24 protein-coding genes and 2 tRNA genes are annotated in these 23715 nt (G+C 69.2%); 12 read left to right on the top strand and 14 right to left on the bottom strand.

Annotated features, from left to right (window positions below; all coding sequences use genetic code 11):
- From LQ566_RS13420 to LQ566_RS13410, 3 genes are all read left to right on the top strand, one after another.
- Entirely contained in the window at positions 1–2130 is a 2130-nt protein-coding gene (locus LQ566_RS13420) for an FtsX-like permease family protein (protein ID WP_231092225.1), read from the top strand.
- Positions 2131–2257: 127 nt separating this feature from the next.
- Positions 2258–2746, top strand: a complete 489-nt coding sequence (locus LQ566_RS13415; protein ID WP_231092224.1) for a MarR family winged helix-turn-helix transcriptional regulator — start codon at positions 2258–2260, stop codon at positions 2744–2746.
- A complete protein-coding gene (locus LQ566_RS13410; protein WP_231092223.1) occupies positions 2743–3543 on the top strand; it encodes an SDR family NAD(P)-dependent oxidoreductase in 801 nt (266 codons plus the stop codon). The genes LQ566_RS13415 and LQ566_RS13410 overlap by 4 nt, the downstream gene beginning before the upstream one ends.
- 43 nt (positions 3544–3586) lie before the next feature.
- On the opposite strand, the gene LQ566_RS13405 is transcribed toward LQ566_RS13410, so the two are convergent.
- Positions 3587–3662: transfer RNA gene (locus tag LQ566_RS13405), tRNA-Ala, on the bottom strand.
- A gap of 59 nt (positions 3663–3721) precedes the next feature.
- On the opposite strand from LQ566_RS13405, the gene LQ566_RS13400 reads away from it, so the two are divergent.
- Positions 3722–4912, top strand: a complete 1191-nt coding sequence (locus LQ566_RS13400) for an amidohydrolase family protein (RefSeq protein ID WP_231092222.1) — start codon at positions 3722–3724, stop codon at positions 4910–4912.
- Positions 4913–5145: 233 nt separating this feature from the next.
- Here LQ566_RS13400 and LQ566_RS13395 read toward each other — a convergent pair whose 3' ends face one another.
- The 3 genes from LQ566_RS13395 to galU are packed head-to-tail and all read right to left on the bottom strand — an operon-like array spanning position 5146 to position 7765.
- The gene (locus tag LQ566_RS13395) at positions 5146–6171 is read right to left on the bottom strand and encodes a large exoprotein (protein ID WP_231092221.1); all 1026 of its coding nucleotides are present in this window, start codon (positions 6169–6171) and stop codon (positions 5146–5148) included.
- A 56-nt stretch (positions 6172–6227) separates the two neighbouring features.
- Positions 6228–6860, bottom strand: a complete 633-nt coding sequence (locus LQ566_RS13390) for a GNAT family N-acetyltransferase (RefSeq protein WP_231092220.1) — start codon at positions 6858–6860, stop codon at positions 6228–6230.
- A gap of 17 nt (positions 6861–6877) precedes the next feature.
- Positions 6878–7765 (bottom strand): UTP--glucose-1-phosphate uridylyltransferase GalU, encoded by an 888-nt coding sequence (gene galU / locus LQ566_RS13385; RefSeq protein WP_231092219.1) that lies wholly within the window; start codon positions 7763–7765, stop codon positions 6878–6880.
- Positions 7766–7812: 47 nt separating this feature from the next.
- On the opposite strand from galU, the gene LQ566_RS13380 reads away from it, so the two are divergent.
- The 3 genes from LQ566_RS13380 to mscL are packed head-to-tail and all read left to right on the top strand — an operon-like array spanning position 7813 to position 9144.
- Positions 7813–8409 (top strand): 5-formyltetrahydrofolate cyclo-ligase, encoded by a 597-nt coding sequence (locus LQ566_RS13380; protein WP_231092218.1) that lies wholly within the window; start codon positions 7813–7815, stop codon positions 8407–8409.
- Between the two features lie 35 nt (positions 8410–8444).
- Positions 8445–8699, top strand: coding sequence for an FmdB family zinc ribbon protein (locus LQ566_RS13375; protein WP_231092217.1), 255 nt, complete (start codon positions 8445–8447; stop codon positions 8697–8699).
- Positions 8700–8733: 34 nt separating this feature from the next.
- Positions 8734–9144, top strand: coding sequence for a large conductance mechanosensitive channel protein MscL (gene mscL / locus LQ566_RS13370; protein ID WP_231092216.1), 411 nt, complete (start codon positions 8734–8736; stop codon positions 9142–9144).
- A gap of 49 nt (positions 9145–9193) precedes the next feature.
- On the opposite strand, the gene LQ566_RS13365 is transcribed toward mscL, so the two are convergent.
- Positions 9194–9382: a hypothetical protein gene (locus LQ566_RS13365; RefSeq protein WP_231092215.1), complete on the bottom strand. Its 189-nt coding sequence runs from the start codon at positions 9380–9382 to the stop codon at positions 9194–9196.
- On the bottom strand, positions 9372–13094 hold the full coding sequence (locus LQ566_RS13360) for an AAA family ATPase (protein ID WP_372459804.1): 3723 nt from the start codon (positions 13092–13094) through the stop codon (positions 9372–9374). Before LQ566_RS13360 ends, LQ566_RS13365 begins: the two co-directional genes overlap by 11 nt.
- A gap of 158 nt (positions 13095–13252) precedes the next feature.
- Between LQ566_RS13360 and LQ566_RS13355 the strand changes: the two genes are divergently transcribed.
- The 3 genes from LQ566_RS13355 (at position 13253) to LQ566_RS13345 (ending at position 15223) form a co-directional block, all read left to right on the top strand.
- Positions 13253–13834 carry a methylated-DNA--[protein]-cysteine S-methyltransferase gene (locus LQ566_RS13355; protein WP_231092214.1) on the top strand — a complete coding sequence of 194 codons (582 nt, stop codon included), beginning with the start codon at positions 13253–13255 and terminating at the stop codon, positions 13832–13834.
- Positions 13835–13951: 117 nt separating this feature from the next.
- Entirely contained in the window at positions 13952–14779 is an 828-nt protein-coding gene (locus tag LQ566_RS13350) for a LuxR C-terminal-related transcriptional regulator (RefSeq protein WP_231092213.1), read from the top strand.
- Positions 14780–14881: 102 nt separating this feature from the next.
- Positions 14882–15223, top strand: a complete 342-nt coding sequence (locus LQ566_RS13345) for a histone-like nucleoid-structuring protein Lsr2 (protein ID WP_231092212.1) — start codon at positions 14882–14884, stop codon at positions 15221–15223.
- A 56-nt stretch (positions 15224–15279) separates the two neighbouring features.
- Here LQ566_RS13345 and LQ566_RS13340 read toward each other — a convergent pair whose 3' ends face one another.
- Both LQ566_RS13340 and LQ566_RS13335 read right to left on the bottom strand, forming a co-directional pair.
- On the bottom strand, positions 15280–15837 hold the full coding sequence (locus LQ566_RS13340) for a hypothetical protein (protein WP_231092211.1): 558 nt from the start codon (positions 15835–15837) through the stop codon (positions 15280–15282).
- Between the two features lie 77 nt (positions 15838–15914).
- Positions 15915–17177: an ammonium transporter gene (locus LQ566_RS13335; protein ID WP_231092210.1), complete on the bottom strand. Its 1263-nt coding sequence runs from the start codon at positions 17175–17177 to the stop codon at positions 15915–15917.
- Between the two features lie 170 nt (positions 17178–17347).
- Here LQ566_RS13335 and LQ566_RS13330 point away from each other — a divergent pair.
- A tRNA-Arg gene (locus LQ566_RS13330) sits at positions 17348–17420 on the top strand.
- A gap of 36 nt (positions 17421–17456) precedes the next feature.
- Here the strand turns inward: LQ566_RS13330 and LQ566_RS13325 are convergent.
- From LQ566_RS13325 to LQ566_RS13315, 3 genes are all read right to left on the bottom strand, one after another.
- Positions 17457–18053, bottom strand: a complete 597-nt coding sequence (locus LQ566_RS13325; protein WP_231092209.1) for a DUF6630 family protein — start codon at positions 18051–18053, stop codon at positions 17457–17459.
- A gap of 21 nt (positions 18054–18074) precedes the next feature.
- On the bottom strand, positions 18075–18977 hold the full coding sequence (locus LQ566_RS13320; protein ID WP_231092208.1) for a formylglycine-generating enzyme family protein: 903 nt from the start codon (positions 18975–18977) through the stop codon (positions 18075–18077).
- Positions 18978–19096: 119 nt separating this feature from the next.
- Positions 19097–19978, bottom strand: coding sequence for an EamA family transporter (locus LQ566_RS13315; protein WP_231092207.1), 882 nt, complete (start codon positions 19976–19978; stop codon positions 19097–19099).
- 41 nt (positions 19979–20019) lie between these two features.
- Between LQ566_RS13315 and LQ566_RS13310 the strand changes: the two genes are divergently transcribed.
- Entirely contained in the window at positions 20020–20526 is a 507-nt protein-coding gene (locus LQ566_RS13310) for a MarR family winged helix-turn-helix transcriptional regulator (protein WP_231092206.1), read from the top strand.
- A gap of 6 nt (positions 20527–20532) precedes the next feature.
- Here LQ566_RS13310 and LQ566_RS13305 read toward each other — a convergent pair whose 3' ends face one another.
- The 3 genes from LQ566_RS13305 to LQ566_RS13295 all read right to left on the bottom strand — a co-directional run bounded on the left by LQ566_RS13305 (position 20533) and on the right by LQ566_RS13295 (position 23706).
- Positions 20533–21030, bottom strand: coding sequence for an HNH endonuclease (locus LQ566_RS13305; protein WP_231092205.1), 498 nt, complete (start codon positions 21028–21030; stop codon positions 20533–20535).
- Positions 21031–21386: 356 nt separating this feature from the next.
- The gene (locus LQ566_RS13300; protein ID WP_231092363.1) at positions 21387–22253 is read right to left on the bottom strand and encodes a M23 family metallopeptidase; all 867 of its coding nucleotides are present in this window, start codon (positions 22251–22253) and stop codon (positions 21387–21389) included.
- A 250-nt stretch (positions 22254–22503) separates the two neighbouring features.
- Positions 22504–23706 carry a hypothetical protein gene (locus LQ566_RS13295; RefSeq protein ID WP_231092204.1) on the bottom strand — a complete coding sequence of 401 codons (1203 nt, stop codon included), beginning with the start codon at positions 23704–23706 and terminating at the stop codon, positions 22504–22506.
- Positions 23707–23715 lie beyond the last annotated feature (9 nt).

The raw sequence follows: 23715 nt of genomic DNA, 5'->3' as shown, positions 1-23715 counted from the left end.
ATGCGTCTGCTGACGTTCGGCAGTCGCGGGAACTGGGGGCGATTGGCCGCCATCGCCTCCGGGGTGGCCGCCGGTGTGCTCGTCGTGCTCATGCTCATCGCCGGGGCCGGCGCCATGGAGACGCGCGATCTGCGCGGGGCCTGGTTGCACCCCTCCGGCACCGCCGTCTCCGGGCCCGTCACCGATGCCACGGTCGTCGCCACCGGCACCGACACCTTCCAGGGACAGCGCATCAGCCGGATGGATGCGTCCGTTCCCGCGTCGGGGATGCCGCTGCCCGGCATCGCCGAGCCGCCCGCGCCCGGCAGCTACCTCGCTTCCCCGGCCCTGGTCGCCCTGATCGAGGCGAATCCCGCCGACCGGCTGGGTGAACGCTACGGCACCTTCGTCGGGGAGATCCCGGCCGATCTGCTGCCCAGCCCGGACACCCTCGCCGTGATCGTCGGCGCGACGCCGGAGTCGGTCGCAGCCGAGAGGTCGGCGCTGGAGATGATGCCGTTCGACGGCCAGAGCTTCGGCGGCAACGAGAACTATCAGGCGCTGGCGGCTGTGGGCGCGATCGCGCTCCTCATGCCGGCGTTCCTGCTCGTCGCCGTGGCGACGTCGCTGGGGGCAGCCGCACGGTCCGAGCGGAATCAGACGCTGCGCACCATCGGCGCATCGGGACGATTCCTGGTGCGGACCGCAGCGGTGGAGGCCGGTTTCAGCGCTGCGATCGGCGCGCTGGTCGGGATCGGGCTGTTCTCCGCCACCCGCCCGCTGCTGGCGCTGCTGCGGGTCGCGGGCGAGCGACTGGCCCTCGCCGATCTCACTGTCGACCCCGGCACCCTGGCGTTGGTGGTGGTCGTCGTGGTCGTGGGGTCGGTGATCGCGGCGACCTGGTCGGCGATCCGTTCCGACTCGCACGCCACCACCACGCAGGCCGTGTTCGAGCGCGCTCCGAGGCTCTGGCGCGTCATGCCTTTCCTGGCGGGGCTGCTCGCCCTGGGCGTCGTGCGCTTCGCCGGCTCCGCACTCCCCGTCCCCACCACCATCGCCGTGATCGCCTGCTTCGCGGTACTCGCCGTCGGGCTCGTCATCGCGGGCCCCTACATCACCTACCTCACGGGACGGGCGTATGCGACGATGGCGACGAGCGGTGCCGGGGTCCTCGCATCCCGACGGATTCTGCGAACCCCCGCGGCGGTGTTCCGCTCGGTCGCGGGCCTCGTAGCGGCGACGTTCCTGGTGTCCCTGTTCGCCACCGCTGTCACCGCACGAGCGGACGCCGACTCCTTCGGCAGCGATGTGCTGCTGCCCGCGGATGCCGTAGCCGTGGAGTTCGCCGCCGCAGGCGATCATCCGGTGGACGAATCGCTGCTGACGGATGCGCTGCAGGCCGCCCGCGACGAGCCCGGCGTGCGCGACGTCATCGTCGTTCACGGCAACGTCGACGGCGTCTTCCTCACCGCGGACGACGCCGCTCGCCTGGGCGCGACGAGTTTGCCCCCGAGCCCGGTGCTGTCCGTTGTCGGCGGCATCTTCTCCCTCGCGCCAGACACGCCCGCGCTGACGGGTGCCGACGTCACCGAAGTGTCCTCGCTGCCGGTCGCCGCGGTGATCATCCGGACCGACGACACCCCCGCAGCCGTCGAGCGGGCCCGCACCATCCTGCTCGCGCTGCCCCAGGTGGATCCGAGCACCGGCGCGTGGACGCGCGACGAGTTCGTCTCGAACGCCGACACGAACCTGGCCATCCAGTTCGCGGAGATCGGCCGTTTCGCCATCGGGATCGCGACGCTGCTCGCCGCTTCGGTCCTCGTCATGGCAACCATCGCTGCGCTGTACGACCGCCGCCGGACGCTGGCGCTGCTGCGCCTGATCGGCATGCCGAACGGCACCCTGCGGGGCCTCATCACGCGGGAGACTCTCGTGCCGCTGATCGGCGTCACGGTCATCTCTGCCGGCACCGGCTCCCTCACCGCCTGGCTGCTGGTCACGTCGCTGTCGGCCGACCGGACGGTCGGCTGGCCTGATCCCCTGATGCCGATCGCCCTCATCGCCACGGCCGTCATGGCCGTGATCGCGATCGGGATCGCCACGGCGGCCGGCCGTCGCCTGCTGCGCACGGAGCAGGTGCGCTACGAGTGACGCCGGACGCTCGGTGAAAGACGGAAAACGCACCCCTGGCGGCCGCTGGGGGTGCGTTTTCCATCTTTCCCCGGCCGACATCGGAGAAATAGTTCCCTGAGGCAACTATCCGGCGTAGGCTGAGGACATGACCGACTCCCCCACGCCGGAGACCGTGCTGCTGTCCTCGCTCACGCGCCTCATGGCACAGTGGTCGTCCACCGCCGTGCACGCCGAGTTCGCGCGCGTCGCCGAGGTCGACATCGACGCCGGCGACGTGCAGCCGGTGTACCTGCTGGGACTGGACGGCCCGAAGCGCGCGAGCGATCTCGCCGTGATGCTGCGGATCAGCCGCCCCACGATGACCAAACAGATCGCCCGCCTCGAAGCGGCCGGCTTCGTTGCACGCGCCGATGACCCGCGCGACGGTCGCGCCGTGATCGTCTCACTCACCGACCGCGGGTCCCGGGCGTTCGAGGCGCTGGTCCAGCAAGGACTCGTCGCCGTTCACGGAGCGCTGGGCGCGTGGACGCACGTCGAGCGAGCACAGTTCGCCGACATGATGCACCGATTCACCGCCGACCTCACCGGATCGACGGCTCATCCGAAAGAACACCGATCAGAGGAGAAATCATGACTCGCACCTACGTCGTCACCGGCGCTGCGTCGGGAATCGGCGCCACCACGGCGCGACTGCTCACCGAGCGCGGTGAGCGCGTCATCGGCATCGACCTGCGGGGCGCGGAAGTCGAGGCGGACCTGTCCACCCCGACTGGCCGCCAGGAGGCGGCCGCGAAAGCCACGGAGCTCGCTGGCGGAACGATCGACGCGGTCATCGCCTGCGCGGGCATCTCGGCTCCCATCCCAGCCACCGTCGCGGTGAACTTCTTCGGCGTCACCGAGCTGCTGGAGGCCCTGCTGCCCGCGCTCGCCGGCTCCGATGCTCCGCGCGCCGCCGTCGTCTCCTCCATGGCCTCGCTGCAGCCGAACTCCCCCGAGATCGTGGCCGCCGCGCTCGCCGGCGACGAGGCCACGGCTCTGGCCGAAGCGGAGAAGCTCACCTCGCAGGGACCCGAGATCGGCTACCTCGTCTACCCGTCCTCCAAGCGCGCGCTCGCCCGCTGGGTCCGTCGCGAGTCGATCACGCCGGCCTGGGCCGGTGCCGGCATCCCGCTGAATGCCGTCGCACCCGGTACCGTCCTCACTCCGATGACCGCCGGCCTGCTGGCCACGCCCGAAGGTGCGGCGATGGTCGACGCCTCGGTGCCGATGCCCCTGAACAGCCACCAGCCGCCCGAGTCGGTGGCGAACCTGCTCATCTGGCTCACGAGCGTGGAGAACACACACATGGCCGGCCAGGTCATCTACGACGACGGCGGCGCCGATGCGACGCTCCGCGGCGATGACATCTGGAGCTGGGCAGACCAGCGCTGACCTCGGAAACGACAGAACCCCCGCCGCGGCGGGGGTTCTTTTCTGGTGGACCTAAGGGGATTCGAACCCCTGACCTCCTCGATGCGAACGAGGCGCGCTACCAACTGCGCCATAGGCCCGTGAACAGATTCAGCCTAGCACGCTCGCACGGGTGCTCCCGACCGACGAGAATCGAACCATGACGACAACGCCGTTCCCTCCCGTCCGCCTCGTGCGCAACGTCCGCCCCTGGGGCGGCGAGGCATCCGACATCCGGATCGACGAGAACGGCGTGGTCACCGAGATCACGCCGGCCGCCGAGCAGGAGAGCGCGCCGGGTACGGTGGATGGTCGCGGCCTGCTGGCGATTCCGGGCCTCATCAATGCACACGCCCACGTCGACAAGTCGTGGTGGGGACACCCCTGGCAGTCCTACGGCGGCGAGCAGAGCACCGAGGGCCGCATCCGGCACGAACGAGAGCGCCGCGGCGAGCTGGGGATCCCCAGCATCGACATCACCCGCGCCGTGCTCGATGAGTCCGTCCGCACCGGAACCACCGCGTTTCGCACGCACGTGGACGTGGACCTCGGTCTGGGTCTGGACGGCATCAGCATCGTCCGGGACGCGTTCGCTCAGTTCGACGGGGCTCTGGGGCTCCAGATCGTCGCCTTCCCCCAGGACGGCGTGCTGCGCCGCCCGGGCGTCGTGGACCTGCTCGCCCAGGCCGCAGCAGCCGGGGTCGAGTTCATCGGCGGGCTGGATCCCGCGGCGATCGACCGGGACCCGGTGGGACAGTTGGACGCGCTGTTCGACATCGCCGCCGAGCACGGCTGCGGCATCGACATCCATCTCCACGACGGCGGCGAGCTCGGCGCGTTCGAGCTGGAGCTGATCGCGGAGCGCACCGAGAGGTATGGCCTGCAGGGCAGGGTGAACGTCGCGCACGGGTTCGCCATCGCGCAGATCCCGGAGACCCGCCGACGCGACCTGCTGCAGACCTTCGGCCAGCTCGACATCACGTGGAGCACCGTCGCACCGCTGCGGCTACCCCAGCTGCCGCTGCACGAGTTCGCCGAGGCGCGCGTCGACTTCGCCTTCGGAACCGACGGCATCCGCGACCTCTGGAGCCCCTACGGCACCGGCGATCTGCTCGGCATCGCCTGGCAGTACGCTCGCGCGGGCGGCGTGGTCCGGGATGAGGACCTGCTGCGCGTCGTCGAGATCGCCAGCTCTCGCGCAGCGCGCTTCGTCGGTCGCGAGGTCCACGATCTGGTCGTCGGCTCGCGAGCAGACATCGTCCTCATCGACGCGGAGAACCCGATGGACGCCCTCGTGCGCACCCCCGCGCGCGAGATCGTGATCGGCGGAGGACGCCTCCTGCATGCCTGACGCGTCGGTCGGTGTCCACTCCGGCGTGAGCATCCGCCGGCATGGCAGCACTGACGAGCGCAGCAGCGCCCGGCCCACAGCGCGACATCCGGCCACCAGCGCGGCCTGACCCCGCAACGCGGCGCCCAGGCCGCAACACGACATCCAACCCGCAACGCGACGTTCAACGACATTCAACCCGCAACACGACATTCAACCCGCCACGCGCGGAGGCTGAACCCGCAGCGCGATACTCAGCCCGCAGCGCGGCGGGCGAGGAGCGAGCGCACGTGCGCCTCGATCTCCTCGTCGCTGACGACGCCCATCCGGGCGTACGGCGAGGCCGCGGCAGGTCGCTGCGGAGCCTCGGGGCGTACGGGACGAATCGGCACGGGAGCCGCCTCGGCTGCGCGCTGACGTGCCGCCTCTTCCATCGCAGCGCGGCGCAGTGCTTCCCGGGCGTCGCGAGCGTCCTGGGCCGCGGCGGCCGACGTGCCGGTCACGGTGCTGAGCGGGCGAGGAAGCACGCGCGGCTGCCACTCCGGCACCCGCTCGACGACCGGCACGACCACGGCCGGGCGCGGGGTGGCCACCGGCACGGCCTCGACCGTGTCCACTGCCGCCGAGCGGACCACCGCACGGCGTGCGACCCGGTTCATGCGCTGCAGCACCGAGATTCCCGCCACAACGGCCACCACGCCTCCGGCGATCACCAGACCGCCGAATCCCGTGCCCGCCGAGACGACGATCTGCCAGACGCCGGAGACAAGCCCACCGAGCCCGGCGACGGTGAGAAGCGTGGCGACGAGACGCGTGGTGCGCCGGGCCCGGGCACGACGCTCAGCCGAAGCACGACGCTCGGCGATGAGCTTCGCCCGCGCGGCGGCGAGCTCCGACCGCTGACGTTCCTTGTCGATGCGTGCCTGCTCGGCTGCGACCCGGTCACGCTCCTTCTGCACAAGGGCCTCGGCGCGCTGCTGCTCACGAACGGCCGCAGCCGCGGCGCGGACGCGCTCGCGCTCCGACCGCAGACGCTCCGCCTCCACGGCGCGCGCCAGTCGGGCCTGTTCGTGCGCGGTGCGGGCGTTCAGCTCGAGCTGGAGCTCTTCCGGGTTCTCCGCGGTCTCCGCCAGCACCCGAAGCGCTTGGTTCAGTCGCACGGCATTCCGCTCGGTGGCATTGAAGCGGCTGCGCGACTGCCAGACGGGCACGAGGTACACGAACCAGAGGACGAGTGCGATCGCCAGGATCACACCGCCGCCGAGTACCGTTCCGCCCATGCGTCCACGATATGGGAGCCGGACAACGCTCCCGGTGATGCTTTGGGCGTGTCGGACTACGCCGGACCGATCCGATCGGCGGGAGGCACGGCAGCGGCATCGCGCGGAACCGCGCCGAGGAGATAGCGGTTCAGGACTCCGCGGGGCACGTCTTCCGTCGTGAGCGCGTAGGCGTAGTGGTCCCGCCAGTCACCGTCGATGTGGATGTAGCGCCGCCGCAGGCCCTCGTAGCGGAAGCCGAGCTTTTCCACGATGCGCCGGGACGGGTGGTTCTCCGGCCGGATGCAGATCTCCATGCGGTGCAGGCGCAACTGGGTGAAGGCGATGTCGGTGGCGAGTGCGACCCCGATGGTGGTGATCCCCCGCCCCGCGAAACGCTCCGACACCCAGTACCCGATCGTCGCCGACGCCAGGGATCCGCGCGCGATCCCCCAGATGTTCAGCTGGCCGGCGATCTCCCCGTCGTACTCCATGACGAACGGGACGCCGGCTCCCTCCCGGTACTGTTGGAGGAGCCGGCGCACGCCGCTGCGCATGTCGAAGGACACCGGACCGCCCGGAAGCGTCGCCTCCCACGGACTCAGCCAGGAGCGGTTCGAGAGGAGCTCGTGCTGCAGGATCCGTGCGTCGCGCGGCTTCACCAGCCGCAGCGAGACGGACCCGTGCCTGCTCGCGATCTGCGGTTCCACGGGGCGACGGGTCAGACTCAGAGGGTCTCGGCGAAGTCCTTCAGCCAGTCGCGCAGCTCCGGACCGAGGTCGGGCCGGGCGACGGCCAGCTGGACGATGGCCTGGATGTAGTCGATCTTGGCGCCCGTGTCGTAGCGACGACCGCGGAACACAACGCCGAACACGCCATTGCCCTCGGCATCGGCGGCCTGCTCCTGAAGCGCGTCGGTGAGCTGGATCTCGCCGCCCTTGCCCGGCTCGGTGTGCTCGAGGACATCGAAGATGTCCGGACCCAGCACATACCGTCCGATGACGGCGAGGTTGGAGGGAGCGTCCTCTGCGGAGGGCTTCTCCACCATGCCGGTGATGCGGACGACGCCCTCATCCTCGGTCGGCTCGACGGCGGCGACGCCGTACAGGTGGATGTGCTCGCGCGGGACCTCCATGAGCGCGACGACCGCGGCGCCGCGCTTGGCGTGCTGCTCAATCATCTGGGGAAGCAGCGGATCGCGCTCGTCGATGAGGTCATCGCCGAGCATGACCGCGAACGAGGAGTCGCCCACGTGCGCCTTCGCGCGCAGGACGGCGTGGCCGAGCCCCTTGGGCTCACCCTGGCGCACGAAGTGGATGTCCGCGAGGTCGCTGGAGGCCAGCACCTGCTGCAGCTTCTTGTCGTCGCCCTTCTCCACGAGCTTGCTCTCGAGCTCGGGGACAGCGTCGAAGTGGTCCGAGATCGCGTTCTTGTTGCGCCCGATGATGACCAGGACGTCATCGATCCCGGCGTTGACCGCCTCTTCCACCACGTACTGGATGGCGGGCTTGTCGACGACCGGAAGCATTTCCTTCGGCATCGCCTTGGTGGCGGGAAGGAAGCGCGTTCCAAGACCGGCGGCAGGGATGACCGCCTTCATACGAGACTGAGACATTCAACCACTCTAAAGGATGCGCCGTCGTGCGCCGTAGACTCGGGGGTATGGCGAGACACATCGCGGACGAGAAGCAGGCCCTGCGCGCGGACATCCGGACGCGGCGGCAGTCGCTGTCGGAGTCCCAGCGCGATCAGGCCACTGCCGACATCGCCGGGCGGCTGGACGAGCTGGTCGAGCGCGTCGGGGCCCGGACGGTGTCCTGCTACCTCTCCTCCCCCGCTGAGCCCGGCACCCGGACCTTCATCAACGACGCGATGGAGCGCGGCATCCGCGTGCTGCTACCCGTCACGCGAGCGGACGGCCTCCTCGACTGGACGGTGGCCACACCGGACGGCGGCGAGTACGAGGGCCTGTTCGGCCTCTCCGAGCCGGAGGGCGAGCTGCTCGGGCCCATGGCCGTGGACGATGCGGACCTGATGATCGTGCCGGCTGCAGCGGTCGGGTCCGACGGCACACGCCTCGGGTGGGGACGCGGCTACTTCGATAAGACGCTCGGCTCCATGCAGAAGTGCCCGCCGGTGTACGCGGTCGTGTACGACAACGAGGTTCTCGACGCGGTTCCCCGCGAGCCGCACGACCAGCCGGTCGACGGCATCGTCACTCCCACCACCATCATCGCCCTCACCTCCAGCGCCCGCTGACCTCGTCGCGGCGCCATTCACGAAAGAACACTCAGATGCCCACCTACGCCTATGCCTGCACGCAGTGCGGCCACCGCTTCGATGCCGTCCAGTCCTTCAGCGACGACGCCCTCACGGCCTGCCCGGAATGCGGCGGAGCGCTGCGCAAGCAGTACGGATCGATCGGGGTGACCTTCAACGGCGGCGGCTTCTATCGCACGGACTCCCGCGCGTCCTCTGGCGGCGGCGGAAGCGCTGCGTCATCATCGAAGGCTGAGACGGGTTCGTCTTCCGCTACGACCTCCGCGTAGCGGTCTCGCACGGAGATTGGGTAGGGGAAAGAACATGATCAAGGGATTCCGGCAGTTCATCCTGCAGGGAAACGTCATCGATCTCGCGGTGGCGGTCGTCATCGGCGCCGCGTTCGGCGCGATCGTCACGAAGCTGGTCGAGGGGATCATCAATCCTCTGATCGCCTTCTTCTTCTCGGTGAAAAGCCTGGACTCGCTCGTTTGGAATGTCCCGAACCTCCAGGGCGGCGTCACGGCCTTCGGCATCGGATCGGTGATCGGCGCGATCATCAACTTCCTCGCCGTTGCCCTGGTGGTCTACCTCTGCCTGGTGCTGCCGATGAACAAGTGGAAGGAGCGCCAGGCCGCGAAGGCCGGCACCTCCGTCGAAGAGGAGATCGCCCTGCCCAGCGAACAGGAGCTGCTCTCGGAGATCCGCGACCTGCTCGCCAAGGACCGCGCGTAACACGTCTGCGAAAGGGCGCCGACGTCGGTCGGCGCCCTTTCTCGTGCCATCAGTAGTGCGGCGGGACGTCCTGGCGCAGTCGCGCATCGTTGGGCCCCTCACCCGCGGACACGGGCGCCGCGGCCTCGTCCTGCGTGACCGCCGGTTCGGCAAAGGTGCCGGGCGCCGCCGTCAGCTTCGCGCGGCGCGAGCCGACCCGGACCACGCGCTGCCGCGGGTTCGCCGGATCAGTTCCCATCGACCGGCTGCACATCGATCGGCTGCGTCTCGTCACCACGCGAAGGCGCCGGCTCCACGCCGAGGAGCACCGCGATGCGCTGAGCGACACCGGCGGGGTCGCTGTACAGGTCGAAGGCGTGCACGCGCACGTAGTGCCAGCCGAGCTTGCGCAGCGCCTGCGGGCGCAGCCGGACGCTCTCGCGGAGCGACTGGTCGGCCACGTCCGGATCGCTCTCCACCACCACGGCCTTGTCGCCGTGGCGTGCCACGAGCGGGAGGATGCCACGGTAGTTGAGCTCGACATCCGCTCCGAGCTGTCGCAGCTCGCGCGCCAGTCCGCGGGTGAGCACATCGACGTCCTCTTCCGGATACACCTCGGCGGCTCGCTCGTCGACGCCGGCGAGAATGCCCATCAGCGTGGCGGCACCGTGCTCGAGGCGGCCGTCATCGAAGGCGGACGGCTGAATGCAGGACACGATCACCATCGAGCGCCGCGCCCGCGTCATCCCGACCGTCAGGAGGCGTTCTCCGTCGGGCGTGGACAGATCGCCGAAATCACTGAGCACACGGCCGTGCTTGGTGAGACCGAAGCCGAGCGAGAAGATCACGCGGTCGCGGCTCTCCGCCACCGACTCTTCGAGGGTCAGCACCGCGAACGGCTCGCCGGCGTCGCGCGAGACGAAGTCCGCGACATCCGAGCGGCCCGCGAACGCCGCGGCCACGGAGCGACGGACCCGCTCGGCGTGCCGCCTGCTCGCGGTGACCACCATCAGTGACTCGCGCGGACGCTTCACCGCGTGCTGCACCACCAGGGCGACGACACGGGACACCTCCGCATCGGTGCTCTCCACCGCACCGGAGTCGGGATCGGGCGCGCCGAAGCCGCCCTCCACGTAGTCGACGCTGAGGCTGCCACGACCGAGGTACGACCCCGCCCACGGCAGCGACACGATCTCACCGCCGTAGAACGCGTCGTTCACCAGCTCGGCGAGGTCCTCGCCGCCGGCGCGGTAACTGCGCGTGAGCGTCTCCACCGGGACGACCTCCGCGAGCCGTTCGAACACGCTGGTGGCGTCGAAGGGGTCTTCGGGCTCCCACTCGCCGTCGTCGGAGGTGGCGATGCGGAACGGTGTTGGAGCCTGGGTGGCCGGGTCGCCGAGAGCGACAATCTGGTGTGCGCGACGGATGGCCGGGGCCGCTTCGGCCAGGTTGATGGCACCAGCGTCGGCGATGATCGCCACATCGAAGCGGACGTCATCGCCCAGCGAGGGGACCTCGTAGGGCGAGGCGATCCACACCGGGGCGACGATGTCGGCGAGGTGGGGCGCGACCCGCACCAGCTCTCCCGGGCTCGGTGTGCCTCGCGTCAGCGTGTGCTTCAGGCCGATCGCTTCGTCGGGGTGATCCACGATGCCGATGCGCCAGTCGGTCGCGAGGCGCGCAGCCAGCAGCGGACCGGAGGCGGCGTTGTGCGCCTCGTCGACCAGGCGGAAATCGCGCTCCAGCCGATCCACGATGGAGGTGTTCGCACCGAGGAGGCGCCGGTCGTTCTGCAGCAGGTGTTCCAGCACCGACTGCCACCAGGTGAACTCGAGCTCGTCGCTGACCCGCTCCTCGTCGACGTGGCGAACAGAGAGCTCTTCCAGCAGGGGTTCCAGGCCCAGGCGCGCGAGCTCGGTGCGCAGGCTCGCCCGCTCCACGAGGTTGTCGAAGTACTTGGATTCCGCGGCCAGGCCCGCGAGCGTGCGCACGAGCTGTGCGACGGGCATGGCCGACAACCGCGCGGTGCCGGCGCGGCCGAGCACTGTGTCGAGTGAGGCGAGATCGGCGTGCACGCGCTGCCATGCCACCGTGACGTCGTGCAGGCCCACCGGGACCTCGGGCACGGCGCCCTGCTCGACGTAGCGCTGCCACTGCGTGCGCTGCTGCTGGATGCGCAGCAGCCCGGCGTGCATATCGGCGACGTGGACGCCGGGGCGCACGAGATCCCGCGACAGGTTCTTCAGGCGCCGCCGGTTGGCGTTGCTCATCTCCGCCGTACCGCGCCGCGGGCCGTGTGCATCGATCATCTCGCCCAGCGGACGCTCGAACGCGGTGGGCAGGAACTTGTCGAGGGACTCGCCGATGCCCTGCAGCAGCCGGAGGTACTCCCCCAGCTCGTCGACGGTGAGGAACGGACGCATGCGCGTCTGTGCGATCAGCTCGTAGCCGCGCTCCAGGAGGCTCGACACATCGCTCTTGTGAAGACGCGCGGCCAGGGCGTGTGCGTCCGTGGCCGATGCCGTCGTGCTGAAGCTGACGCCGTACCAGGGCGAATCGTCGGGCCCGAAGCGGAACTCGCCCAGGCGTGCGGCGAGGGTGAGCTTCTCCGCGGCCTCCCGACGTCCGCTGGCGAGAGCCTGCAGGGCGCGTGTGTCCAGACGCGCTGCGGTGTTCGGAGCGGTGGGTTTCTGCGCGAGCGCCGACAGCGCACGGGTGGCGTCGAGCGCGGACACGCCGAAGACGGGATGCGGCGCGGACAGCGCGGCACGATAGTCGGTGAGGATCGCACGCAGGCGCACCAGCGCCTCGTCCACATCGGCCACCTGCGGCTGCTCCGCCTTCTCGTTGCGGCCGATGGCGCGGATCAGGTCCTTGCGCACCGCGGCGGGTGCGATGGCGAGCGCGTCCAGACCGACACCCGCGAGGCGATGACGGATGCCGTCGAGCGTCGAGCGACGCGCGCTCACCACAAGCACACGTTTGCCCGAGTCGACCAGCGAGCCGACGGCGTTGATGATCGTCTGGGTGCCGCCGGTTCCCGGAAGCGTGGTGATGGCGAGGGACTGCCCCGCCATGATGCGCGCGAGCACCCGCTCCTGCTCGGAGTCGGCGTCCAGCAGCAGCGTGTCGGCAGCCGGCGCCCGGGTGTCCGGGTTGGTCGGCACCACATCCCCTCGCGCCGCCCGCAGCCGGGCCCGATCGTCCTGGTGGCCGCCGAGCGCGTTCAGCACCGGGTGATCCAGCGAACCGTCCCGGGACATCGCGCTGGCGACGTCGGCGAACACCGACACCACCAGACGAGGGTGCACGGAGAACGTGTCGATGCGGGCGGTGGCACGACGGAGGTGATCGATCACGGGCTGCGGCTTGAACACCCCGCCGTCGTAGGCGAGCGCCGCGAGTCTCGGGCCGTCGATCGTGATGCCGAAGTGCTCCTGCGCTGCGCGTACGAGCTCGGGATTGATCTGAAAGTTGCCGTGGAGTTTGAGTTCGAAGTCGTGCTGATGACGGCGGATGGCGAGCGGGCGCAACAGCACGGGCGCGGTATAGGAGACGCCGCCGATCCGCCACGAGGCCAGCCCCACGGCCAGATGCACCGGATCCAGACCCCGCACTGCGCGCAGTTCCAGGTTCTTGGTGGTGATCCGCTCGGCCGCGATGCGGGCTGTGCGGAGGGCCACCTCGTCGCGGAACAGTCCGGACAGCAGCGTGGAGCGGCCCGTGATGAACTGCGGGAGGCTGCCGGGATGGGCCTTGGTGATCTCGATTCCCGCTTCCGGGATGTCGTGGTACCGCAGCAGCGGAGAGGGACCGCCGAGGTCCGCCGCCTGGCGGACGATGGCGTCCCGTGTCGGCTGCGCGGCGTGGGTGACATGCACTCCGGGCGCGAGCGAGTCGATGTCGCCGGGAACGATCGGCCTCACCGTCGCGCCCGCACGCTCGTCGTCTTCGGTGTTGTCGTGCCGCACACGACCAGACTAGGTCGACAGCCCGCAGATTCGCCGTATTCCGCGCCGCGAGAGGGTGATCCCTCACCTCCTCCTCCCCCGATGGCCCGGCTCGGGAACTTGTCCGCATCGGCGCCCATGTCAGAAGGCAGGCGCACAACGGCGATGATGATGTGGTCATGGAATACACCTGGGACGTCATATCCACACCCTTCGGCGCGGCCGTGGGAGTCACCGGCGAGCACGGACTCGTCTGGTTCCACCTGATCGACGGGGACCCGCAGTGGGAGATCGAGCGCGTCTCGGCTCAGCTCGGGACCGTTCCGGAGAGCAGTCCGGGCTCCCTCGCTGAGCTGTGCGAGCAGATCGAGGAGTATGCCGACGGCCGGCGCCGGGAGTTCGATGTCGAGCTCGACTGGCGTCTGATCGACGGTTTCGCACTGGACGCGCTGCGAGCGGTGACCCAGATCCCCTACGGCACGACCGCGTCGTATGGCGAGATCGCGCTGGTCGCCGGGCGGCCGCGCGCGGCGCGGGCCGTGGGCACGGCCTGCCGGCTCACCCCGTTCTCCCTGATCGTGCCCGTGCACCGGGTCGTCCGCTCCGATGGCTCCGTTGGCGAGTACGGCGCGCATCCCGAGACCAAGCGTGCCCTGCTGGAACTCGAAGGAGCGATCGCTCCGCGCCCGGTGACTCGTCGGGCGGCACGCGCGGATGACGCCGCAGCGGAAGACGCGTTCGAAGGAGCGCTTCGCCCCTGATCCGGCGATATCCTCAAATGCTCGATCCCTCACCAGCACAGGCGCCACGCAGGCACCACGCAGCATCCCGGAGGCACCGTGAACGCTCGCACAGCACCGCCCAGTGAGGCGGAACTGGTGGCGCACGCGGTGAGCGAGCTTTCCCGCCGGACGGGGTTTCCGGTGGCGTTCGGAGGGCTGTTCCGGGACGGCGAGGTGTCCATCACCGCGGTGCACGGCGCGCGCACCCGCAGCCTGGACGGTTTGCGTGTGCACCCGGAGCGCGGTCTCGGCGGCCGCGCGGTGGTCGAGCTTCGCCCTCGGATGACCAGCGACTACGGCGCGAGCCGCTCTATCACCCACGATTATGATCGAGCGATCCTCGGTGAAGGAATATCCACTCTTCTCGCGGTGCCGATCATTGTGGAGGGAATCGCGCGCGGCATCCTGTACGGCGGATCCTGGAGCGGTCAGCCGGTCGGCGAGGTGAACGCCGCTCCCGCATTCCAGGTGGCGGAAGCTCTCGCATCCGAGCTGCGGGTTCGCGATGAAGTGGAGCGCAGAGTTCGCATGCTCGGCACCACCGCCCCCTTACCGGTGGTCACCGACCCTCTTCCCGTCGCTCATCGCGAAGAATTGCGCTCCATCTACGCATCTCTTCGCCCCCTCATTAATCGCGCATCAGAATCGGATGCACAGCAATTGCGCGTGCTGTCCGCACGGTTGGCGTCACTCGCCGGTGATCAGCTTCCCGTGCCCGGAGAGGAAACCCCGCGGCTCGCGCCGCGCGAGGTGGATGTTCTCGCGTGGGCCGCGCTCGGCGGAACGAATGCGGATATCGCGCGGCAGCTCGGGCTCAAGCCGGGAACGGTCAAGGCTTATCTGGCCACCGCCATGTCGAAACTGGGTGTATCCACCCGCCTCGCCGCCGTAACGGAAGCGCGGCGGGCGGGAATCATTCCCTGAACATCCGCGCTGCGATCATTCTCATCGCTCGGATGTGCGCCACGCGGCATTCTGTGAAATTCCTCATGCATGAATGGTCCCGCATCTTCTATTGTTATCCCTATGGCAAAGAAGATCGTTCACCAGATCATTGACGACCTCGATGGCACTGTCCTCGAAGTCGGGGACGGCGAGACCGTTCATTTCTCGCTCGATGGCGTCGCCTATGAGATCGACCTGACGGATGACAATGCCGCGGCACTTCGCGCCGCCGTGGCACCGTTCATTGCCGCCGGTCGCCGCCTTGCGCGCACCGCTTCCGTTTCCGCCGCCGCCCCCAAGCGCGGCTCCGGCCGCACGGACCTCGCCGCCGTTCGCGCGTGGGCGAACGACAATGGCCACTCGGTCTCCGATCGCGGCCGCGTCCCGGCCAGCGTCCTGGAGGCCTACGACGCCGCTCACTGATCTTCACCGCACTCGGGCCGCTGCGCAGTTGTTGCGCAGCGGCCCGAGTGCTCTGATCAGGACGCCACCCGGGTGAGGAATCGCGTCAACGCGAGGCGGCCATGGCCGGTGACGATGCCGTCGTTTCCGCCGCCGACCAGCATCGTCATTGTCGGCTCCAGATCCTGAGCCTCCAGCGATGCGGCACCGGCGATCACGGTCACGGAGGTGACATCCCCGGTGAGGCCGGTCGGTTCGGTGACGGTCACCGTCGACAGCGTGGCGATGGCCTCGCGCTGGTCGAGACTGAGGCAGAGGAGACGGCTGATCCCGCGGGAGGCCCACCGGCGCAGCTCCATCGTGTCGCCCGCGGAACGCAGCACCTCACCGGAGCGCAGCGGCCGATACGAGCCCCGCTCCCCGATCGCGATCTGCGCCCCCGAGAGCCCGACCACCTGATAACTGGCATGGCGCTCGGGGAGCACGAAGGTCCCGGTGCGCGAGCGCAGCTCGATCACGTGCAGACCGGCATCGGACCAGCGCTCGTCGTCTGCGAGTGCGGTGAGGTGGCGAATACGTCCGTCGCCGGCGTCGAGTGGCCGTACAGCGACCGCTTGGTTGATCGGAGTGAACATGTCCCTGCCTCTGCGGTCTTGAAGAGTGTCGGGGCGGGAAGGCGCGTTGTGTGCGCTCCCGCCCCGTCTGGCCCAGCTCAGCGATCAGCGAGCACGTAGCCGGCCTCTCCGTGGATGACCTTGTCGATGCCCGCGATCTCGTCCTCGTCCTTGATGCGGAAGCCCAGCGTCCGATCGATGACGAAGCCGATGCCGTAGGCCAGGACGAAGGAGTAGACGAGCACCGCGAGCGCTGCGATCGCCTGGACCAGCAACTGCGTTCCGTCGCCGCCCAGGAACAGGCCGGTGCCGTTGGCGAAGAAGCCCAGGTAGAGGGTTCCGATGAGCCCGCCGATCAGGTGGATGCCCACCACATCCAGCGAGTCGTCGAAGCCGAGCTTGAACTTCAGCTCGATCGCGATCGCGCACACCGCGCCGGCGATGAGGCCGAGCAGGATCGCCCAGATGGGCTGCAGCGAACCACAGGCCGGCGTGATGGCCACGAGGCCTGCCACGGCACCGGATGCCGCACCCACCGAGGTGGGCTTCTTGTCCTTGATCTTCTCAACGACCAGCCACGCCAGCAGGGCGGCGGCGGGAGCCGCGATCGTGTTCACGAAGGCGAGCGCCGCGGTGCCGTCGGCCGCGAGCTCCGAACCGGCGTTGAAGCCGAACCAGCCGAACCACAGCAGTCCCGCACCCAGCAGCACGAACGGCGGGTTGTGGGGCACGTGGGCGCCCTTCTGGAATCCCTGACGCTTGCCCAGGACGAGAGCGAGGGCGAGAGCTGCGGCACCCGCGTTGATGTGGACCGCCGTGCCGCCGGCGAAGTCGATGGCACCGACGCCGAACGCCTCCTGAAGTCCGTGGGTGATCCATCCGCCGTAAGCGAAGCTGCCGTCATCGGCCAGGCCGAAATTGAACACCCAGCTGGCCACCGGGAAGTACACGACCGTCGCCCAGATAGCGGCGAAGATCATCCACGACCCGAACTTGGCACGGTCGGCGATGGCACCGGACACCAGCGCGACCGTGATGATGGCGAACGTCGCCTGGAAGGCCACGAAGGCGAGCGGCGGATAGGCCGCACCCTCCGGCACCTCGATCAGGCTTTCCAGCCCGACCGCCGACCAGTCGATGGCCCAGGGTGCGAGAGTGCCCTCTGCGCCCGGGAATGCGATGGCGTAGCCGTAGAGCACCCACAGCACGCCGATGAGACCGAGCGCACCGAAACTCAGCATCATCATGCTGATGACGCTCTTCGCCTTCACGAGTCCGCCGTAGAAGAACGCGAGGCCGGGAGTCATCAGAAGCACGAGCGCCGCCGCGATGAGAATGAACGCTGTATTTCCCTGGTCCATCCGAGTCCACCTTTCCGAGAGGTCGCGATCTGCGCGGGCGCGCTGCGACACCGCCCAATCTGGCGCACATGAATTTCCCAGCCGTCACACGATTGTTTCCATCGCGTGACGATTTCCGCGGCTGTGCGCTCCGGTGAACCGTTCGGCGGTCAACTAAGCTGGGTAGTCGCGCCCCTGTAGCTCAGTGGATAGAGCGTCGGTTTCCTAAACCGTGCGTCGCTGGTTCGAGTCCAGTCAGGGGCACCGCAGACGCATCGACCACGGCGGCGCGGCGGACCCTCACGCCGGGCTGAAGATCCTGAACCCGACCGACGCACCGAGCGTGACGAGGCGGTCGTACTCGGTCTCGGGAACCAGGTACAGGTGGTAGCTGTCGCTCTCCGTGTCGATGACGGTGAGAGCGTACCCGCGCGCCCGCACATGCTGTGCGATGCGCTCCAGCGCGGCCTCCGTGTCCTCGTCGGCGGCGAAGGGGATGTCGGCGAAGTCCAGCGGGGCATGAAGCGAAGCCGCCGCCCGCTCCAGCTGCCACACGATGTCCTCGGGGGCCGCCTTCCAGTCGATGTAGGCGCCGTAGTGAAACGGGGTCTCGTAGCCGGCGAGCCAGTAGACGAAGACGTCACGCACCGTCGCGTCTTCATGCTCGGGTGCGACCTCACCGAAGCTCATGGTCTCGCACCAGCCCGGATACGCCGCTTGGAACGTCTCGTATCCCGTGGCGAGGAGGGCGATGTCCGCGGCGACCTGGGCGTCATCGTTGCTGATGATCGCAGCCATCGGCACCAGCGCGGCGTAGTCGACGGGCGGTGCCGGCTCCGGAGCCGCGGCGGGCGAGGCTGCTCGCGGCTTGCGTGAGAAGAAGTCGAAGATCCCCATGGGATGAATCTAGCGACCGGATCAGCGCGCGACGGTGCGGAAGCCGGCATTTCCCATCGACGAGTCCGGTGTGTTCTGCGAACGGGCGGAGTTACGGTAGCGGTTGCAGTACGAGATGTGGCAGAGGTAACTGCCGCCGCGAAGAACGCGCACGTCTCCGCTGCGCGGACCTTGAGGGTCCGTTTCCGGTGACTGCGCGTAGTAGCCGGGGTCGAAGCGGTCCTCGCACCACTCCCAGACATTGCCCACCGTCTGCCACAGCCCGAATCCGTTGGGCGCGAAGCTCCGCACGGGTGCCGTCGTGCTCCATCCGTCCTCGGCCGTGTTGCGCGCGGGGAACTCGCCCTGGAAGATGTTCGCGCGCCAGCCGCCGTCATCCACCTCCTCGTCGCCCCACGGGTACTTCGCTGCGTCGAGGCCGCCACGAGAGGCGTACTCCCACTCCGCCTCCGTCGGAAGCCGACGCCCCGCCCACGCGCAGTACGCCTGAGCGTCGTTCCAGCTCACGTGCACCACGGGATGATCGCCACGGTCCACGATGTCGGAGCCCGCCCCGCCGGGATGGCGCCAGTCCGCACCCCGCACACCGCGCCACCACGGGGTCTGGGGCGGCACTCCCACGATGTCCTGTTCGGGTGCCGTGACGGCGAGGTGGAAGACCGCCGAGTACCCGAAGACCTCGGCCTCGGTGCGATAGCCGGTGGCGTCGACGAACGCCGCGAACGCGTCATTGGTCACCGACGTGGCGTCGATCGAGAACGCCGACAGCCGCACCCGATGGCGCGGGGTCTCCCCGTCCGCGGGGTTCTCATCGCCTGAGGAGTCGCCCATGGTGAACGAGCCTGCCGCGATGGCGACCTGCTCGATGGCATGCGTCCCTCGCGCAGAGGACGGCGGCGGCGGGCTGGCGGTGCCGATCTGCATCAGCGAGGACCGAGACGGAGCACCGCACCCGCAACCACAACCGCTCTCCTGGTCCACGCGTTCATCTCCGTTCGGCTCTGCCGCACGTCGCCGGCTCGACGACGCGCCTGCTTGCGAGCCTATCGGGAGAGCGTGGCGCCTCGGCCGCGGCGGCTGCGTGTGCCGATGACGACCCCCGCGACCACGAGCGCCATGCCGATCGCCTGCGCCGGGCCGAACAGCTCTCCGGCGAACGCGACGCCCAGCAGCACGCCGGAGACCGGGTTGAGCAGGCCGATCGCACCGATCGCCGCAGCAGGCAGCCGCTGCAGGCCGGTGAACCACACCACGTAGGCGAGAGCGGTGGCCACCAGCGACACGTAGAGGAAGCCGAGCCACTGCGTCGCGCCCGCCGGTACGGGCGGTGCACCCTCGACCGCGGCGGCCACCGGAATGAGCATCACGGCGCCGGCGATCAGCTGCCACGACGCCAGGGTCACGGGCGGGATGCCCGCTCCCCACTTGGCGGTGAGGACGAATCCGATGTTCGAGGAGATCATCGCAGCCAGCGATGCCAGCACTCCCCAGCCGCTGACGTCGGACGTGCCCACCCCGAGCATCACCACAACGCCGACGACGCCGATCACCGCTCCCGCGACCGCCATCAGCGTGGGACGCTGCGCAAGGAAGGCCCAGCCGAACAGGAGCATCGCCCCGGCCGATGCGGACATCAGGGTGGCGGCCAGGCTGGATGGCAGCAGGGTTCCGGCGAGGTAGATCAGCGCGAAGAAGCCGCCGACGTTCAGCACGCCGAGGACGATCGACCGCCACCACCACGCGCCGTGCGGCAGCCGCCGGGCGATCAGCAGCAGGACGATCCCGGCCGGCAGCGCACGGTAGACGCCACCCCAGAGCGGGATGCCCGCGGGCAGGAAGTTCCGAGTCACGAAGTACACGCTCCCCCATGCGATCGGTGCGATCGCCGCGATGAGGATCCACTTCAGACGCCCATTATCTTCCATGGAAGATAGATTACACCTTCCATGGAAGATAGATTGTCCTCATGGCTGGAGATCCCCGTGACGAAGACCGCGTCGACCTGATCCTCGCCGAGTGGCACCGGGAACGACCGGATCTCGACACCACGCCGCAGGCCGTCATCGGCCGCCTGCACCGGCTGGCGGCGATTCTGGATCGCGCCCTGGACGAGGAGTTCGCGAAGTTCGGCATCTCACAGGGCGAGTTCGATGTCCTCGCGACGCTCCGCCGGGCCGGCGCCCCGTATCGCCGGAGCGCCGGAGAGCTGGCGGAACGCACCATGATCTCGACGGGCGGGCTCACGAAGCGTGTCGACCGCCTGGCCGCACGCGGCCTCGTCGAGCGCGAAGGCGACGCAGACGACCGACGTCGCCGCCACATCCGCCTCACCCCCGCGGGGTTCGACCTGGTCGAACGCGCCGTCGAAGCCCACACCGCGAACGAGCACCGGCTGATCAGCGCCCTCGGCGCCGACGCCTCGACTCTGGCGGGCCTGCTCAGCCGCTGGCTGCGCGCCCTCGACGTCGACTGACGCGGGTCAGGCGGCCGCGCTGAGATATGGAGCCCAGGCCGGCTCCGCCCGCTCCGTGCCGCGCACGGTCCACTGCGAGCCCCGCGGCGGCTGCGGGATGAACCGCAGCTCCCAGCCCATCTCGTGCGGCGTCCGGTCGCTCTTCACGTTGTTGCAGCGCAGGCAGCAGGCGACAAGGTTCTCCCACGAGTCCGCTCCCCCACGCGAGCGCGGCATCACGTGGTCGATGGTGGCTGCGGGTTTGGCGCAGTAGGCGCACCGGTATCCGTCCCGCCGCAGCACGCCCCGCCGTGTGACGGGGACGTTGTATGTGGCGGGCACGCGCACATAGCGCGAGAGCAGAATCACCGCCGGGCGGTCGTACACGCTACTCGTGCCCCAGACCGGCGAGTCCTCCACCCGCTCGATGATCGTCGCCCGGTCGTTCATGACCAGCAGCAGTGCTCTCTTGAATGAGACCACCGCGAGCGGTTCGTATCCTGCGTTCAACACCAGCGTGCGCATCCGTCATCCTCTCGATTCGCCCCGGCTGGTTGCCGGGTTTCACGATGCGTTGCGACGCGGTCGGATCATCCCGGAACGACACAGGGCGCCACCCGTGCGGATGGCGCCCTGCGAGAGCTCGCGGACATGCTCGATTGCGGCAGGTGATGCTCATGCACGCGCGACTGACCCACACCCGTGGTTCGGATGCTCGTCGTCGTATACATGTGCGCCCTCCGCTTTCGACCGGCGTCAGGACACAGCGTAACCCCGACACGCCCGGGAGGCATACGACGCGCAGGTGAACATCCCACGTCCGAAGCGTACGAGAGAGGGGCATCGCACGCGTGCGATGCCCCTCTCTCGTACTGGTCGCGTCAGCCGGCGTTCGCGACCAGGAAGGCGTAGGAGTCCACGAGGGAGCCGTCCAGGCGAACCTCGAGGTGAAGGTGGTTGGCGGTCGATCGGCCGGTGCTGCCGACGAGACCGATCAGCTGGCCAGCCTCGACGTGGTCGCCCTCGGAGACCACGCGGGATCCGGACGTCATGTGACCGTAGCGGGATTCGACGGAGGTGCCGTTGACGTCACCGGTGATCTCGACGAAGTTGCCGTATCCGCCGTAGCTCTCCGCGGAGATGGTGACCGTGCCCGCGTTCATCGCGTAGATCGGAGTGCCGGCGGCGATCAGCAGGTCGGAGCCCTCGTGTCCACGGCCGGCACCGAGAGTGTCGCCCAGGACGAAGCCCGTCACCGGCCACACGAACGTGCCCGTGGCGCCGGAGAAGGTGGGAACGTTGGAGAAGTCGATCGAGACCTTCTTGTCGGCCGCCGCCTTCTTCGCCGCCTCCGCTGCCGCAGCAGCCTCCTGCGCGCGACGCAGAGCCTCTTCTTCCGCCTTCTTCTGGGCGATCTCCGCGGCGGTCGTTGCCGCATAGGCATCGCGCTGCACGGCGTCGCCGGTGACATCGGATGCGACCACCAGCGCCTGGGCACCGTTGGATGCAGCCTGCTGCAGGGTCAGGCCCTGGTTGTCGGCGGCGGCGCTGTTGGCGCCGTTGTACGCACCGTAGGCCGACAGGCCGACGGTGCCGATCAGACCGGCGACGATCACCAGGCTGCCGAGAACGCGCGCGGGTCGCGCCCGTCCCCCGCTCGCGGGGCGTACCTGGCGGCGCGCACGGCGCACCACCTCTCCGGTCGACTCCGGCGTCCCCTCAGACTCGGGCGGGTTCGACTCGTTCACTGCACTCAAGCTGGTTCCTCCGTCGCCTCCACGCCCATGGCGTCCGGCTCGTCGGCACTCGGTTCAGGGCACTTTGTGCATCGGGACCCACGGAGGTGACGAGCCGTCGAGGCAATTCCGGGGTGTCCTTCGGCCAGCTTGCGCCGACGGACAATTCCAGAGTACGGGAATGTAACGATTCTGTCACTCTGAATCCCAAACTCTCAGGATGAGCCTCACGGATCGGTCACCGATCAGGCCTTTCCTCTGATCACTTCAGCTGGAACTGCGAGGCGACCGCGTGGAGAACCTCCTGCGGCACCTCGGTCCCATCGCAGCGAACCGCGATCTCGTAGGTGCGATCGCCCGCAACGTCCACACGCGCATAGCTGACGGAGGCCTTCTCGTAGTCCCCCGTGCTGACCTCGGAGTATCCGGAGAACTCGTACAGGGTCCCGTCGGGTCCCGGAACCAGCAGCGGGGCAATCGGCGAGGCCGTCGTTCCCGGTGCCGCGTACTTCTGCGCCAGCTCCCCCCAGTACTCACTCCCGTCCCGGTCGTCGTCGCCGAAGGCTCCCTCGTTGGAGTGCAGCGCGAAGTAGCACGGGCTGCGCCACGCGTCATCGCCCGCGGGAGCGGCGGGCCCGAGAAGATGCTCGGGATCCGTCGTGTCGTAGGGGGCCCAGTCGGCCGACTCGGCCATCGCGAGCACCGTCCCCGCCGGCAGATTCGCCGACATGTCCAGCGTCACCGTCCCCTCGGGAGCAGGTGCGCCCGCCGTGGGAGCACCCGGGTTGCTCGCTCCCGCCACCGGCGTCGCTGGCCCGGTTTCGGGTGCCGCCGTGAGGATGCGTGCTGCAGCACCACCGACGACGACGATGATCGCCAGCGCAATCAGGACGAGGACAGCCCAGCCCCAGCTGGGAAGTCCGTTCGCCCGAGGGGCAGCCGCATATCCGGGCGGCACGGCGAGAGGCGGCGCAGGGGCTGGCAGCGACGTGCTGTCCGGTGCCGGTACGGGATACGAGCTAGCGGGGTGCTGCGCCCCGGCGTACGGGGCCCCGGCATGAGGCGCACCCGCATGTGACGCACTGGCGTGCGGTGTCCCGGCGTACGGTGTCCCGGCGTACGGGCTCCCGGTGTACGGTGTCCCGGCATACGGCGTTCCGGTGTACGGTGTCCCGGCATACGGCGTTCCGGTGTACGGGATTCCGGTGTACGGGATTCCGGCGGGAGCCGAGGGCGGCCCCGCGGGCGCTCCCGCGGTCGGTGCCGGCGGATAGACGGGCGGAACGTACGGTGTGCCGTAGGGAGGCAGACCGCCATACTCCGGCCTCCCGTTCGGCCAGGTGCGCGCAGCGGAAGGTCCGAGCCCGAGCTCCTCGGAGCTGCGCTGTCCGAGCGGCATCGGGGCGAAGCCGTCGAACCCGCCGGAGTCGGGCGGCGTACCGCCCGTGTTCTGTTCACCCGCCATGTCGTCCCC

Source organism: Microbacterium nymphoidis (assembly GCF_021044885.1).
GTDB classification, from domain to species: domain Bacteria; phylum Actinomycetota; class Actinomycetes; order Actinomycetales; family Microbacteriaceae; genus Microbacterium; species Microbacterium nymphoidis.
This window is presented reverse-complemented; position numbering and strand designations above follow the sequence as displayed.